Source organism: Apilactobacillus micheneri (assembly GCF_006493595.1).
GTDB lineage: Bacteria > Bacillota > Bacilli > Lactobacillales > Lactobacillaceae > Apilactobacillus > Apilactobacillus micheneri.
Map to the genome: position 1 here is coordinate 273,848 of NZ_QUBI01000002.1, position 14,605 is coordinate 288,452.

16 protein-coding genes and 1 tRNA gene are annotated in these 14,605 nt (G+C 29.5%); 2 read left to right on the top strand and 15 right to left on the bottom strand.

What is annotated here, in order from left to right; genetic code table 11:
* Positions 1 to 37: 37 nt before the first annotated feature.
* The 3 genes from rpsB to DY123_RS03185 all read right to left on the bottom strand — a co-directional run bounded on the left by rpsB (position 38) and on the right by DY123_RS03185 (position 2,000).
* Positions 38 to 787 (bottom strand): 30S ribosomal protein S2, encoded by a 750-nt coding sequence (rpsB, locus tag DY123_RS03175; RefSeq protein ID WP_105964707.1) that lies wholly within the window; start codon positions 785 to 787, stop codon positions 38 to 40.
* Between the two features lie 165 nt (positions 788 to 952).
* Positions 953 to 1,228 carry a GIY-YIG nuclease family protein gene (locus DY123_RS03180; RefSeq protein ID WP_105964708.1) on the bottom strand — a complete coding sequence of 92 codons (276 nt, stop codon included), beginning with the start codon at positions 1,226 to 1,228 and terminating at the stop codon, positions 953 to 955.
* The gene (locus DY123_RS03185; protein ID WP_140924144.1) at positions 1,218 to 2,000 is read right to left on the bottom strand and encodes a tRNA1(Val) (adenine(37)-N6)-methyltransferase; all 783 of its coding nucleotides are present in this window, start codon (positions 1,998 to 2,000) and stop codon (positions 1,218 to 1,220) included. The genes DY123_RS03180 and DY123_RS03185 overlap by 11 nt, the downstream gene beginning before the upstream one ends.
* 55 nt (positions 2,001 to 2,055) lie before the next feature.
* Here DY123_RS03185 and DY123_RS03190 point away from each other — a divergent pair, with 55 nt between their 5' ends.
* Positions 2,056 to 2,682 (top strand): lysophospholipid acyltransferase family protein, encoded by a 627-nt coding sequence (locus DY123_RS03190; protein ID WP_140924145.1) that lies wholly within the window; start codon positions 2,056 to 2,058, stop codon positions 2,680 to 2,682.
* A 38-nt stretch (positions 2,683 to 2,720) separates the two neighbouring features.
* On the opposite strand, the gene DY123_RS03195 is transcribed toward DY123_RS03190, so the two are convergent.
* Together DY123_RS03195 and DY123_RS03200 are read right to left on the bottom strand one after the other, a co-directional pair.
* Positions 2,721 to 2,939 carry a YneF family protein gene (locus tag DY123_RS03195; RefSeq protein ID WP_108983179.1) on the bottom strand — a complete coding sequence of 73 codons (219 nt, stop codon included), beginning with the start codon at positions 2,937 to 2,939 and terminating at the stop codon, positions 2,721 to 2,723.
* Between the two features lie 83 nt (positions 2,940 to 3,022).
* A complete protein-coding gene (locus DY123_RS03200; RefSeq protein WP_105964712.1) occupies positions 3,023 to 3,274 on the bottom strand; it encodes a DUF896 domain-containing protein in 252 nt (83 codons plus the stop codon).
* Between the two features lie 98 nt (positions 3,275 to 3,372).
* On the opposite strand from DY123_RS03200, the gene lexA reads away from it, so the two are divergent.
* Positions 3,373 to 4,008 (top strand): transcriptional repressor LexA, encoded by a 636-nt coding sequence (gene lexA / locus DY123_RS03205; RefSeq protein ID WP_140936396.1) that lies wholly within the window; start codon positions 3,373 to 3,375, stop codon positions 4,006 to 4,008.
* Here the strand turns inward: lexA and DY123_RS03210 are convergent.
* The 10 genes from DY123_RS03210 to uvrC all read right to left on the bottom strand — a co-directional run bounded on the left by DY123_RS03210 (position 4,005) and on the right by uvrC (position 14,514).
* Positions 4,005 to 4,442 carry a nucleoside 2-deoxyribosyltransferase gene (locus DY123_RS03210; RefSeq protein ID WP_140924149.1) on the bottom strand — a complete coding sequence of 146 codons (438 nt, stop codon included), beginning with the start codon at positions 4,440 to 4,442 and terminating at the stop codon, positions 4,005 to 4,007. The two genes, lexA and DY123_RS03210, sit on opposite strands and share 4 nt — an antisense overlap.
* Before the next feature lie 11 nt (positions 4,443 to 4,453).
* Complete coding sequence (locus DY123_RS03215; protein ID WP_140924224.1) at positions 4,454 to 5,620, bottom strand: hydroxymethylglutaryl-CoA synthase; 1,167 nt, start codon at positions 5,618 to 5,620, stop codon at positions 4,454 to 4,456.
* A 101-nt stretch (positions 5,621 to 5,721) separates the two neighbouring features.
* Positions 5,722 to 5,964: a hypothetical protein gene (locus DY123_RS03220; RefSeq protein WP_105956153.1), complete on the bottom strand. Its 243-nt coding sequence runs from the start codon at positions 5,962 to 5,964 to the stop codon at positions 5,722 to 5,724.
* A gap of 80 nt (positions 5,965 to 6,044) precedes the next feature.
* On the bottom strand, positions 6,045 to 7,181 hold the full coding sequence (locus DY123_RS03225; protein WP_140924152.1) for a family 20 glycosylhydrolase: 1,137 nt from the start codon (positions 7,179 to 7,181) through the stop codon (positions 6,045 to 6,047).
* Positions 7,182 to 7,302: 121 nt separating this feature from the next.
* Positions 7,303 to 7,389, bottom strand: a tRNA-Ser gene (locus tag DY123_RS03230).
* Positions 7,390 to 7,426: 37 nt separating this feature from the next.
* On the bottom strand, positions 7,427 to 7,945 hold the full coding sequence (locus tag DY123_RS03235) for an adenine phosphoribosyltransferase (RefSeq protein ID WP_108983173.1): 519 nt from the start codon (positions 7,943 to 7,945) through the stop codon (positions 7,427 to 7,429).
* Between the two features lie 26 nt (positions 7,946 to 7,971).
* Positions 7,972 to 10,275 carry a single-stranded-DNA-specific exonuclease RecJ gene (gene recJ, locus DY123_RS03240; RefSeq protein WP_140924154.1) on the bottom strand — a complete coding sequence of 768 codons (2,304 nt, stop codon included), beginning with the start codon at positions 10,273 to 10,275 and terminating at the stop codon, positions 7,972 to 7,974.
* 13 nt (positions 10,276 to 10,288) lie between these two features.
* Positions 10,289 to 11,224 (bottom strand): ribonuclease Z, encoded by a 936-nt coding sequence (rnz, locus tag DY123_RS03245; protein WP_140924156.1) that lies wholly within the window; start codon positions 11,222 to 11,224, stop codon positions 10,289 to 10,291.
* Between the two features lie 118 nt (positions 11,225 to 11,342).
* The gene (gene obgE / locus DY123_RS03250; RefSeq protein WP_140936397.1) at positions 11,343 to 12,641 is read right to left on the bottom strand and encodes a GTPase ObgE; all 1,299 of its coding nucleotides are present in this window, start codon (positions 12,639 to 12,641) and stop codon (positions 11,343 to 11,345) included.
* 85 nt (positions 12,642 to 12,726) lie between these two features.
* On the bottom strand, positions 12,727 to 14,514 hold the full coding sequence (gene uvrC, locus DY123_RS03255) for an excinuclease ABC subunit UvrC (RefSeq protein ID WP_140924160.1): 1,788 nt from the start codon (positions 14,512 to 14,514) through the stop codon (positions 12,727 to 12,729).
* Between the last annotated feature and the right edge of the window lie 91 nt (positions 14,515 to 14,605).

A 14,605-nucleotide genomic window follows, 5' to 3' on the forward strand; every position in this document is an offset into this window, starting at 1 on the left:
AGCCTAAGTGCACAAATGTAAATAATTATTTAATTAATTATTTATTTTCACTTTCATCTTTTGAATCATTGCCATCTTTGAAAGTGTTTTCGTCAACTTCTTCTTCACCTTGGTTACCTTCAACAATAGCATCAGCCATCTTAGAAGTAATTAAGCGAACAGCACGAATAGCATCATCATTTGATGGGATAATTACATCGATATCGTCTGGGTTAGTGTTAGTATCAACCATAGCAACGATAGGAATATTTAATTTGTGAGCTTCGTTAACAGCAAGTTGTTCTTTACGAGGATCAACAATAAACATAACATCAGGAATCTTAGGCATATCTTCGATACCACCTAAGAATTTTTCTAACTTGTCAGTTTGTTTCTTTAATAAAGAAACTTCTTTCTTAGGTAATCTTTCAAAAGTACCGTCTTCAGCCATTTTCTTAAGATCTTTTAAGTACTTAATACGACTTTGAATAGTATCCCAGTTAGTTAAAGTTCCACCTAACCAACGGTGGTTAACATAAAATTGACCAGCACGAGTTGCTTCTTCTTGAATTGAATCTTGTGCTTGTTTTTTAGTACCAACAAATAAGAATACAGCATTCTTTGATGCTTCATCCTTAACAAATTTGTAAGCATTATCAATCATTTTTACAGTTTTTTGTAAATCAATGATGTAAATACCATTACGTTGAGTAAAGATGTACTTCTTCATCTTAGGATTCCAACGACGAGTTTGGTGTCCAAAGTGAACACCTGCTTCTAACAATTGTTTCATAGAAATAACAGCCATTATAATAGCCCTCCAAATAGTTTTTTCCTCCTCAATGATCAACTAATATGGTGACTTATTAAAAAGCACTAGCCAAATTATCACATTGAGTGTGAATTAGTAATTAAATTACCATATACAATGATAAATCATTAACAATAATTAATCAATATTAAAATTAAATAATTATCTAAAAAGCTTTCCATTCACACCATTATTCAATAAATATTTTATTTTTTGATTTCTAGGTTGATGCTTAAATGCATATTCAGCTTTTAAAGCATCCCCTTTATTTTCAAAAGACTCATAATATATCATCTTTACTGGTAAATGAGATCTAGTATATTTTGCTCCCTTACCTGATTGATGTTTTAATAAACGTTGCTGTAAGTTATTAGTAAATCCACCATAAAGAGAATTATCACCACACAATAGTACATACATATAATATTTATTCACCATATAGTAGTTTCCTTACATAATCACTATATTCATTACTATTGTCTTTATATGTAATTATTGGTGGTAAAATTTTCATCCCATATTTTTTGCCTTTGTTAATTCCTTCAATTAGAACCATATTAGAATCTTTATTTTTTCGTGGATATATAAATTGTAATTTCTTTGGTGCTATATCATGCTTTAACATAGTATCCATAATTTCTAGCAAGCGATCTGGACGATAAACCAAATAAATTTTCGCATTAGTTTTTAGCATCTCACTACTTGCCGACATTATCGATTCTAAATTGGTAGTTATTTCATGCCTAGCAATTGCTAAATATTTATTAGGATTCTTCTTACTTGTAGGCAAATCAGGAAAATATGGTGGATTACAAGTTATAACATCGATAGAATCTTTAGCGAGATAGTTATTAAATTTTGATAAATCAGAGTTAATTACCCTTATCTTGTCTTCTAAATGATTTAATAAAACACTTCTTTTAGCCATATCGGCCAATTTATTTTGAAGTTCAATTTCAAATATTTCCCCATTAGTTTTATGTGACATAAATAGTCCCACTGCACCATTTCCAGCACACAGATCCACTGTTTTAGATTTATTTTTATTAGGTAGTTTAGCAAAGTTAGCCAGAAGCACTGCATCCAGAGAAAATGAGAAAACTTCAGGATTTTGAATAATTTTAATGTCGTTACTATATAATTGATCTATTCTTTCATTTTCGTGTAATAATTTGTTCAATTTAATTTCCACCTTAATTTTAGGTTGCATATAGTAATAGTAATAGAATATTATTATTTTATAAAGTATTGAGAGGAGAAACAGTATGTATTCTTTTTTAAGAGTATTAGCTAGAGTCATTTTATATACGATAAATGGTAAACCAAAATTTAAAAATAAAGATAGAATTCCTAAAGGAAATTATGTTTTAGTTGCCCCACATAGGACTTGGTTTGATCCATTATATTATGCATTAGCTGCTAGCCCTAAAGAATTCGCATTTATGGCAAAAAAAGAACTATTCAAAAATCCAATTTTAAGATATATTTTAGTCCATGCAAATGTTTTAAGTGTCGATAGAGAAAATCCTGGTCCATCAGTTATAAAGGAACCCGTTAGAATTTTGCAAAAGTCGGATAAATCATTAATTATCTTTCCATCTGGAACTAGACATTCACAAAGTTTAAAGGGTGGCGCAACTTTAATTTCAAAATTATCTAAGATACCTTTGCTACCAGCAACCTATCAGGGACCGCTAACATTTAAATCCTTGTTTTCTAGAAAACAATCTACTATTAATTTTGGTGAACCAATATATATTGATAAAAAACTAAAATTAAATGAAGATGGGCAAAGTAAGATTGAACAACAAATGCAAGATGCTTTCGACAAATTAGATGACGAAATAGATCCTAATTTTAAATATGTAGATCCAGCTAAAAAAGAAAAATAAAAAGGATTAAAATCTAATTGATTTTAATCCTTTTTATTTTATTTAGCATGAGCTTTCATACTATTCATCATTTGATTTAACTTTTTGGTAGATGGTTTTTGTCCCATTTGTAACATCATTGCTCTTAATTGATCTTTATTAATTGGTGGATTATCTTTAAGATATTTTTCCATATACTTACGAGCCATAAAGAAACCACCGATTAATCCTAGGATTAATGCTACTAAAACAACTACAATCCATAGAAATGTATTCACAGATATCCCTCCTAGCTTCATATACGAACATATATTTTATTTTACACAAAGTATAAATAAATTTCAAAATTATTTTTAGTGTATTAGTCGTCACGTAGGCCTTTTTTACGTTGAATATTTTTAACCTTATCAGAGGTTATTTCTTTTCCCTTTTTATTATAAACCTGAACCATCTCAATCTGGCTTCTCATATTTTCTTTAAAGCGCTTTAGATATTTTTTGTGCAAATCTTTTCTTTCAGCACTTTCAGCTTCAGTCAAGCCTTGTTCTTTTTTCTTTTTTGATAATTCATTAATTCTTGGAATAAGTTCTTTTAACACTTTGTCTTCTGCCATTTTAAAGTCTCCTTTTTATAAAATTGCGAACGTTTGTTTACATTTCCTTATTATGCTAATATTAAAGCTAAATAAAATCAAGAATTGGGGCGTCGTATATGACCTTACCAAAGGATAAAGTATCTTCTAAACAAATAAATATATTAAAATTAATTTGGAACTCAATCAATAATCAAGGTTATCCACCAACAGTAAGAGAAATTGCTAAAGAAATGTGTTTAGCATCTACATCAACTGTGCATGGATATTTAAGTCGTCTCTCACAAAAAGGTCTTTTAATCAAAAACAATGCTAAACCAAGAGCAATTGAAATTACCGAAGATGGATTGAAACAGTTAGGGGTTAACTCCCATTCCAATCAAATACCAATATTAGGAAATGTTGCTGCTGGTGAACCCATTCTTGCAGTAGAAAATTCAAATGAATATTTTTCTTTACCTGACCAATATAATAATGACAGCGATATATTTATGCTGAATATAAAAGGCGAAAGTATGGTTAATATTGGAATATTTAATAATGATAAAGTTATTGTTAAGAAGCAGTCAATTGCTGAAAATGGTGACATTGTAATTGCAATGAACGATAAAAGCGAAGCAACATGTAAGAGATTTTTCAAAGAAAGTGATCATTATAGATTACAACCAGAAAATGAATATATGAGTCCAATTATATTAGATAACGTTAAAATATTAGGTAAAGTAATTGGATTGTATAGAGATAATATTAGTTAAAATACTTTCCCCTCATAATAAGATTCTGGTAAATTATTAAAATCATAGTTTTTAACTTCTTCAAACTTAGTTAAATAAGCGATCGAACTATTACTTAACATTAAATTAACATTATTATCTTTTTCGTGAAAAATAATAATTGGTTTATTTATAGCTTTAGCATACCCAATTTCAAAAGCTGTACCACTATCTACATTATCTTCAACATAGTCGATAATTGCGATAATGGCATCAGCTTTTTTTATTTCATCAGTATCTAATTTAAATACCTTTTTAGACCATTTCTTAGTGCCAACTTCACAATCTTTAACTTCTGATTTTCTTGGACTAAATACACTATTTACGGTATTATTTTTCGCTAAAGCAGTCTCTATTCTAGAAATTCTGTCGATTTGTTCATCATCAAAAAACGGACTAGCTAAATATAAATTCATATTAAATTCCCCTATTTATGGTCATAAATTCTTTGATTATCTTTTAGTGCTTTTAAGAAAAATTCAGCATCATCAGATTGCCAATTTAAGTTCCTATTAACATTTTTAATAGGAATCCAGTTATTAAACATTTTTTCATATTCATCAATTGTTAATTTTTCTCTATTGTTAAGCATCGAGTTAATATCTTCTACTGAATCATTATTCTTGAAATTTTGTTCTAATTTCATTGAGAAAAATTCACCTTGAGCTCCAGAACCATAACTAAATAAACCAATTCTATCTCCGCTTTGTAAATCATTTGAATTATTAATTAATGATAAGAAACTTAAATATAATGATCCTGTATATAAATTACCAATATTTTCACTATATATCTTGCTAAAATTAAATTCATTCTTTAATTCTTCTTGTTTTGATTCAGAAGCTTCAGGCAAAACTGCTCTTAATCCTTTAATCCCCATTTTTACATATGGTAGATGGAAAGTTAGTGCTTTATAGTCATCAACCGAAAGTTGATTCATTTGGTTATACTTATCCCAAGTATCTTTAAAGAAATCAACATAAACATTATTAGAATAATGGCCATCTACCACCGCTTCTGTACGATATAATGGTCGCCAAAAGTCCATAATATCATCTGAATGAAACGCACTTTCACCATCAAAAGAAGCAATGGAAGGACTAGATGAAACTACCATAGCAATAGCTCCACCACCTTGTGTTACTTCACCAGGAGTATTAAGACCATATCTAGCCACATCAGCACCAATCACTAAAGCCTTTTTATTAGGATGATTGGTTACGTACTCTTTAGCCATTTGTAACCCTGCTGTGGCACCATAACATGCTTGTTTGATTTCAAAAGCACGAGCAGATGCATTCAACTTTAATAAGTTTTGTAAATATATAGCTGCTGATTTTGAATTATCAACACCAGTTTCTGTCCCAAAAATGATTAAGTCGATACTTTTCTTATCATCATCATTAATAATTTTTTTACTAGCATTTGCAGCCATTGTTACAACATCTTGAGTATTAGGAATTACAGCTTGTTTTTTTTGACCAATTCCAATTAAATATTTATTTGGATCTTCATTTCTAGCATTTGCTAAATCCACCATATCAATGTATTTATTAGGTGAATAAAAACCAATTTTATCAATTCCAACCTTCAATTTACTCACTCAACTTTCATAAAAGAATAATATTATTTTACTATCAATCACTTTAATAACAAAATATATAGAATAAAAAGCACACATAAGTGTGCTTTTTATTATTTTTCTAGATGAATTTTATATTGGTCTGAATTATTCATAGAATTAATAATTTGACCTTCTGATAATTGACCTGTATATACAAAGTTTTCATGTTTTTGACCAGTTGAAATAAATGTCCATTGAACCACTTGTTGTCCCATGCCAACAGGAATTCTAACTCCTGATAATTGACCTGTACTATTATCAGATAATTTAATTTCTTGGTTACCCAAATTGGTATTTACGTTTAATTTTAACATTATAAACTCCTTAAAAATTATGTAATACAATATAAATATAATATAAATATAACATAATTTATCTAATTAATTAATTTACTTTAATAATTACGTGCTTTTTTAAGAAAATATTTAACAAAATATTCAGTATTTTTATAGGTACTATTTCCATTATATTTATTTGGATATTCTCCCCAAATAGATAATGAAGCACCTATATTATTCTTACTCTTTGTTTTTTGTTTAAGTGATTCATCATTCCACATATTCATCTTCCATTTATTAATATCATCTCGCCATTCTTTAATTGACGACTTAGTAAAAGAAAGTGGATCAGTAATTATATATAAATAATAACTATTATAATTAATAGTTTTAAAACCAGCAGCATTTAATTGTGGTAATGTCGCTCTTAATTTAATATTGGCCTTATAATCTTCTTTATCACTAACATCACCACTAAGACTCCAATAATTAATTAATATATTTTTATGATACTTTTTAAGAACTGCTTTATGGAAACTATCATTCCACATTTCTAATTTTAATCCCTTAGAATTTATATAATCATCAATACTATTTATATATTTCACAGCTGCATTTTGATCTTTTCTATTGTTAATAGTAATCTCATCAGCACCTACGCTAAAGTAGAAGCCTTTGGGCATCATCCCTACATATTCGCTTAATATTTTTTTAGATAGGTTAATAGTTTCTTTCTTACCATAAAACATCTCATTGTATCCATCAGAATTTCTTACTATTTTAACTAATTTATTACCATTCTTTGTATAAGATAATAATTTAAATAAAGACTGAGCATGTCCAGGTAAATCTATTTCTGGTACAACTTGAATTCCTTTTTCATAACCATACTGAATAACGTCTAATAATTGATCTTTACTTAAAAAAGGTAAATGTGTCTTTTTATTATAATAAACATCACCCTTTTTAGTAGCATTATCAACGGTTTGATTTAATGTAAAATTTTCAATTCCAAAATTTTCATTATCATTTAAATGCAATTGTAAATAAGTGGCTTTGTTTTCACTTAATAAATTAATGTATTGTTTTATTTTATCGGTAGAGTAATAAACTCTTGAACAATCTAAAGTTAAACCAATTCTTTTATTATCAGCCGATGCATTAATATTATTTTGAGCTAAGCCAAATAATTGAAAAGACAAGATAATAAAAGTAAAGAGGATTGTAAATATTGTTATAACTTTTTTCTTCATAGACTAAAACTCTTTTCTTTAAAAGTTATAAGCTAATTATAGCATTTATATCCATAAATATCCTAATACTAGGATATAAAAAAAGTACTAATGAAAATATTAGTACTTATAAAACGTTATAAGGAGAGTACAGGAGTCGAACCTGCCCGCCGGAAAAACCGGTTCGTCGGATTTCGAGTCCGATGCATTACCGCTCTGCCAACTCTCCATAATAATGATGTGAACAATTCACATCATAAATAATTTTAATATTGTAAAAGGCTTAAAAGATCATAGTCTTTAATTTTATCTCGACCCTTTAATTCAGAAATTTCGATGATAAAGGCTGTTCCCACAACAATACCACCTAATTTTTCAACCATTTCAATGGTAGCCTTGATAGTTCCACCAGTTGCTAATAAATCATCGGTAATTAAAACTCTTTGACCAGGTTTAACAGCATCAGCATGAATATATAAAGATGATTTACCATACTCTAATCCATAAGATGCTCCTACAACTTTGCCTGGAAGTTTACCCTTTTTTCTTGCAGGCACAAATCCAATTCCTAAATCATAGGCTACCGGACAACCAACAATAAATCCACGAGCTTCAGGACCGACAATTAAATCTACTTTCTTATCTCTTGCATATCTGACAATTTTATCTGTAGCCTCGTGATATGCTTCACCATTTTCCATCAATGGAGAAATATCTCTAAAAGTAACTCCCTTTTCTGGAAAATTGTCATAACTAGCAACATATTTATACAAATCAAGTGCCATTGGCTAAATAACTTCCTTTCATCCCATCAAAAACAACTACGAATAACTTGATTCAAAGTTGTAGTATCAACATCTAACAATTTTTCTTTAACCGTTAATTGATGCTTTCTAAGAATATAACTTTTAGTTAAAGTTATATCGCTTGATTCAGGATTACGATTACCATTCATAATACCATTTTCAATTGAAATAAACTTCAATTCTTTGAATACATTAATCATAAAAGCTAAATTGCTTTTATCAATTTTTAAATAATCACTTAATAGATCAATATCATCATATATCTTAATGTCTTTATGACCTTCAACAAACCTAAATAAATCAGCATATTGTGATCTAGTAGGCATTTTTTGTGAAAGATTATTACTATAAAGATAAAAAATTAATTTATCTTTTTTATTAATAACATTCAAAACTGAATTAAACGTTTCAAAAGAATCTGGACAATCAACAAATATTATATTATCAAAATTATCTTCTAAAGACAAATTATTATATAAACAAGCTTTAGAATCTTTTCCTATAAAAGGTAATATTTGTTTATAAACATTTTCATGAAAGAAAACATATAGTGAATTACTATACTGAAACATAGATTTATTTAGTTGATTAGACCTTAAATCAACTATTTCAATATCATCACTATAAATATCATCGTTCATGACTTGAATTGTGGTTCTACCTTTCCAAGTATTCTTTTCTAAATGGCCTGCAACATGAACGCAATCAAATAATGATTCTAAGTGACTAGCTAATTTACCATTTTTAAAAGCTAAAACATTAATTTTTGAATTATCATCAAGCATCTGAAATTTCAAGTGTTCATTACTTTTTCCCATTGTCTTAACATTAGTAACCGTCTGTGGTTCAAATTCAAAAATTGGATATTCATTATCAGTTCCAAATGGTGCTAACATTTGCAAATTATCAAATAGTTGTTGGTTAACATCACTAACTTTAATTTTTTTAGCAATTGATAATTTAGGTTTCTGCAACTTTTCAATACCATTACTAACCGCATAATCTTCAAAATGATTAATTAGGATATTTAAGTCGTCACTGCTAATACTTAATCCAATTGCCATACTATGTCCACCAAATGAAACCATATTATCACGAATGCCATTTATGGCCTCAAATAAATCAAAACCTTCAACACTCCTACCTGAGCCTTTATATATACCAGTTTCAGGATTATGACTCATAACAATAGTTGGTTTATTATATTTTTCAACTAATCGACTAGCAACAATTCCAACAACACCTTCATGCCAATTATCACCATACACGATAATTGTACGCTTATCCGTATTGTTTGATGCCATTTTCGATGCTTGTAGAAAAATGTCATCAACTAGCTTTCTTCTTTTTTTATTTTCGTTTTCAGTATCATGACTTAAATCATCGGCTACCTCATCATCAAATGTGGTCAATAATTTTACACCAGTTGTTGCATCACTAATTCTACCTAAAGCATTTAACCGAGGTGCTAAACCAAAACTAATACTGTGTTCATTAATATTATCAGCTTTCAAACCTGCTAATTGTTCAAGATGCATTAATCCTGGACGCTGAGTATCCGATAATTCTTGTAAACCATACTTTACTAAAATACGATTTTCATCTGTTAAAGATACTAAGTCCGCTACAGTCCCAATTGCAGCTAAATCAAAATATTCTTCAGGTATTTCTTCTAATAATGCAGTTGCTACTTTGAATGCTATGCCTACTCCTGAAAAGTCTCCAAAAGGATATTCATCTCCTGGATATCTGGCATGAACAATTGCATATGCCTCTGGAATATCATCAGGAATTTTATGATGATCAGTAATAATCACATCACAATTCATATTATTTGCTAATTCAACTGATTTATTACCAGATATTCCATTATCAACCGTTACAATTAGACTTGTCCCATCATTAATAATTGCTTCGTACTTTTGAGGATTAGGACCATATCCATCTTTAAAGCGATTAGGAATAAAATATGTTACATTAGCACCTAAATTAACTAGAGTTTCATACATAACAGAAGTACTAGTAATGCCATCAGCATCATAATCACCATAAATTGTAATTTTTTCATTATTTTCAATCGCTTTTTTTATCCGATCACATGCTTTTTGCATATCATGCATTAAATAAGGATCACGCAAATTTTCAATTTGTGGGGTTAAGAATGACTTAATATCATCTATGTTTTTATAACCACGACTAAACAAAATGGAAATTATTAATGGACTAATCCCTAATTTCGTAGCAATATCTTTTTGTTCATCACTTAATACATTTTGATTTAATTGCCAATCGAATTTTGCAGGTATCATTATATTTCATCCTTTAATTGTTTTTTTCAAAGGGTACATCTATTACGTCAAAATCCTTAACTACTCTAGTATTGTTAAAGATACTTTGTGCTTGTTTTTGTAATTCTCTAGCCATTTTTCCAGTGTACCTTGCTGAAATATGTGTCAAAAGTAGTTTATCGACATTGGCTTTTTTAGCTAACTTAGCAGCTTGCATGTTAGTTGAGTGATAATAATTATGTGCTAATCTGCTCTCACCTTTACCAAAAGTACTTTCGTGAACTAAAACATTAGCATTTTCAGCTAATTTATAACTATTAGGATTACTTCTAGTATCACCTATGATAGTAATAATTCTTCCTTTTTGTGATTCACCAATAAAGTCGTTTCCATCAATGGTTCTACCATCATCTAAAGTAACTGTTTCACCGTTTTTTAATTTACCATAAACAGGCCCCGAAGGTATTTTAGCAGCTTTTAGCTTATCCACTAATAGTTCTCCTTGATGATCTTTTTCCACGACACGATAGCCAAAAGATTCAATTTGATGATCTAAACTATCAGCATAAACTTCAAATTGTTTATTATTTAATAAAACGCCTGGTTCATCAAATTCTTCATAATTTATTTTATATGATAATTTAGTTTGAGAAACCCCTAAACTAATTTCAACAAAGTCTTTAACTCCCTTAGGGCCATAAATTGTAACAGGTGTATTCCCACCTTGAAACGAACGAGAACTTAATAAGCCTGGTAACCCAAAAATATGATCACCATGTAAATGAGTAATAAATATTTTGTTAATTTTACGAGGTTTCAAATTTGAACGTAAAATTTGTTGTTGAGTCCCTTCTCCACAATCAAATAGCCAAACTGAATTACATTCGTCTAATAATTTTAAAGCTGTTGCTGAAACATTTCTAAATTTACCTGGTACACCAGAACCAGTTCCTAAAAATTCTAATTGCATAAAGATCTATTCCTTTTTAATTATTCGTATCTAAAAAAAATCACTAATATAAATTGTAGCATATAAAGATATATTTCAATACATAAAAAAAGACGGGAATAATTCCCATCTTTAAATATTAGTCTACATAAGAGAATGTGAAATCAAGAATTGAAACTAAATCACCATTTTCAGCTCCAGCTTTTCTTAAAGCATTATCAACACCCATACCACGAAGTTGTCTTGCAAATCTTAACATACTTTGATCATGCGTAGTATCTGTCATCTTGAATAACTTTTCAATTTTCTTACCAGATAAAATCCAAGTACCGTCTTCATCTCGGCTAATTTCAAATGGCTTTTCATCAGCATCAAATTTGTATTCTGATTCATCTTCAACTGGTTCTTCAGTATCAGTAATAGGGAATTTAGGAGTCTTTTCTAATAGTTCAGCTGTTTCACTTATTAGTTTACTCAAACCACTATGTGTTACAGAAGAAATTGGAATTACCTCATAAACATTATCATTGTTTTTGGATAAAGCATTTTTAAATTCTTTTAAATTTTCCTCAGAATCTGGTATATCCATTTTAGTTGCGACAATAATTTGTGGTCGTTTTAATAAATTATTATCATATTTAGATAATTCATCATTAATTTTTTGATAGTCCTCAATTGGCGTTCTGCCTTCTTGTCCACTCATATCAACTAAATGTAAAATTACTCTAGTTCTCTCAACATGACGCAAGAATTGAAAACCTAATCCAACTCCAGAAGATGCTCCTTCAATTAATCCAGGTAAATCAGCTATAGCAAAGTCTCTACCATTATCTAATTTAACCATTCCTAAATTAGGAACTAAAGTCGTAAAATGATATTGAGCAACTTTTGGTTTAGAACTAGTAACCGTTGATAATAATGTTGATTTACCAACTGAAGGAAAGCCAACTAATCCCACATCAGCTAGAACTTTCAATTCTAATCTAATACTACGTTCTTCACCAGGTTCACCATTTTCAGCAATTTCTGGTGCAGAATTTTTAGCTGAAGCAAAGTGAGTATTACCACGACCACCACGGCCACCAGCGGCCACTGTATAACTATCACCCTTATCAACTAAATCATAAAGGAGTTTATTAGTATCATTGTCATAAATAGAAGTTCCTTCAGGTACATATACAACTAAGTCATCAGCACTACGACCAGTCATTTTTTTATTTCCACCATCTGCACCACGTTCCGCAACAAATTTACGTTTATAATGAAAATCCATTAGTGTACTCATTCCAATTTCAACGGCAAAAATGACACTTCCACCGTGTCCACCGTCACCTCCGGCAGGTCCACCATTAGGAACAAATTTTTCTCTTCTAAAGGCAACGATTCCATTACCACCATTACCAGCTTTTACATTTATTTTAACTTGATCAACGAACATATTTTATATCAACTCTACTTTTTATTTTATTTATTGAGTATAACGGCATTTATATTTAACGTAAAGCACTCAATATAATTCATAATTATTTTTTTACCTTGGTCAAAGTGAATTTTATATTTTGAGCCACCTTATGTGATATCCCTAATGCTTCAATTTTTGAAATAGGTGAGTCTGAAATGTTATTTAAGGATCCAAATTCTCTTAATAACTTATTTCTGGTTTTAGGACCAACCCCATCAATATTATCCAACTCTGAGCTTAATGAATGCTTAGTATGAACTTTTCTATGAAAATTAATGGCAAACCTATGAACCTCATCTTGAACTCTTTGAACTAAGTAAAACGCTTGGCTCTTAGGATTTAAATAAACATGTTCATCTAACTGACCAAATAATAAATCAGCAGTCTTATGTTTATCATTTTTGACCATCCCAGCAACTGGAATTTGTAAATTTAGTTCATTTTCTAAAACATCTTTCACTGCATTTAATTGAATTACCCCACCATCCATCAATATTAAATCTGGTAATGGAAGATGAGACTTTAGAAGATAGCTATATCTTCTTCTAATAACTTCACGTGTGCTAGCAGCTTCATCAGCATGATCTTCATTTTTAAGTTTATATTTACGGTATTCATTCTTATTAGGCTTACCATCATCAAAAACGACCATCGCAGACACTAAGTCAGCACCCTGAATATGAGAATGATCAAATGACTCAATTCGATGACCATTAGGAATGTTTAATAAATTGCATAAATCTTCCATTGCACCTACAGTTTTTATATTATCTAGTTCCATTAGCCTAAATTTTTCATCTAACACTAGCTTTGCATTTTTATAGGCCATATCTAATAAATCCTTTTTTTGCCCACGTTTTGGTACTCTAACTGGTGCATCCAAGGCTTCTGCAATCATGTCTTTATCTAATTTTTCAGGAATAAGAATTTCATTAGGTAATGGTTGGTTTTCTTGAGAATAAAATCCAGCAATAAAATTATCCATTTCTTCTTCTGGAGAATCAATAATTGGAAAAGTCCTTTTAATTCGCTTAAGCAGTCTGGCTTGTCGAATAAAGAATATTTGGATAGAAATCCAACCATCATTCACATAGTAATTAAAGATATCACGAGGAGTTGTATCATTAGAAATAATTTTTTGCTTTTCGACCGTAATTTCAATATATTTTAATTGATCCCTTATTTCAGCAGCTCTTTCATACTCCATATTTTCAGATGCTTTTAGCATTTTGGAAGTGAGCATTTTTTTAGCAATCCCAACATTCCCATTTAAAAATGATTTAATATGTTTAATTTGTTCATTATATACAGACTTAGGAACTTTCTTAAAACAAGCTCCTAAACATTGCCCCATATGATAATACAAACATGGCCTATTCTGATAACCATTACATCTTCTCAAAGGATATACTTTTTGTAAAAAATGTAAAGTTTCATCGGCAGCATATACATTAGGATAAGGACCAAAATAATATCCACCATCACGTTTGATATGGTTAACAATTTTAATTTGTGGATCTCTTTCTTTAGTAATATTAATATAAGGATATCCACTATTTCCTTGTTTTAATTGAATATTAAAATGAGGACGATGCTTATGAATTAAAGTAATCTCTAATAAAAAGGCTTCCTTATTGGTAGAAGTTATAATCGTTTCAAAATCACGAATATTAGAAACTAATTTAGCTGTTTTACCTTCATGACTACTTTTAAAATAAGATCTAACTCTATTTTTTAAATTTTTTGCTTTTCCAACATAGATGATCTTACCCAGTCTGTCTTTCATTAAGTAACAACCAGGCAAGTCTGGTAATAATCTTAGTTTATGTTCAATATGTGGAGTAGCCAAATTTATCACCTCAATTAATTAATCCAGTTAATATGACAAATAAACAATAATTTGATAGTATATAGTTATAAAAGCAAGGAGATGTATACTT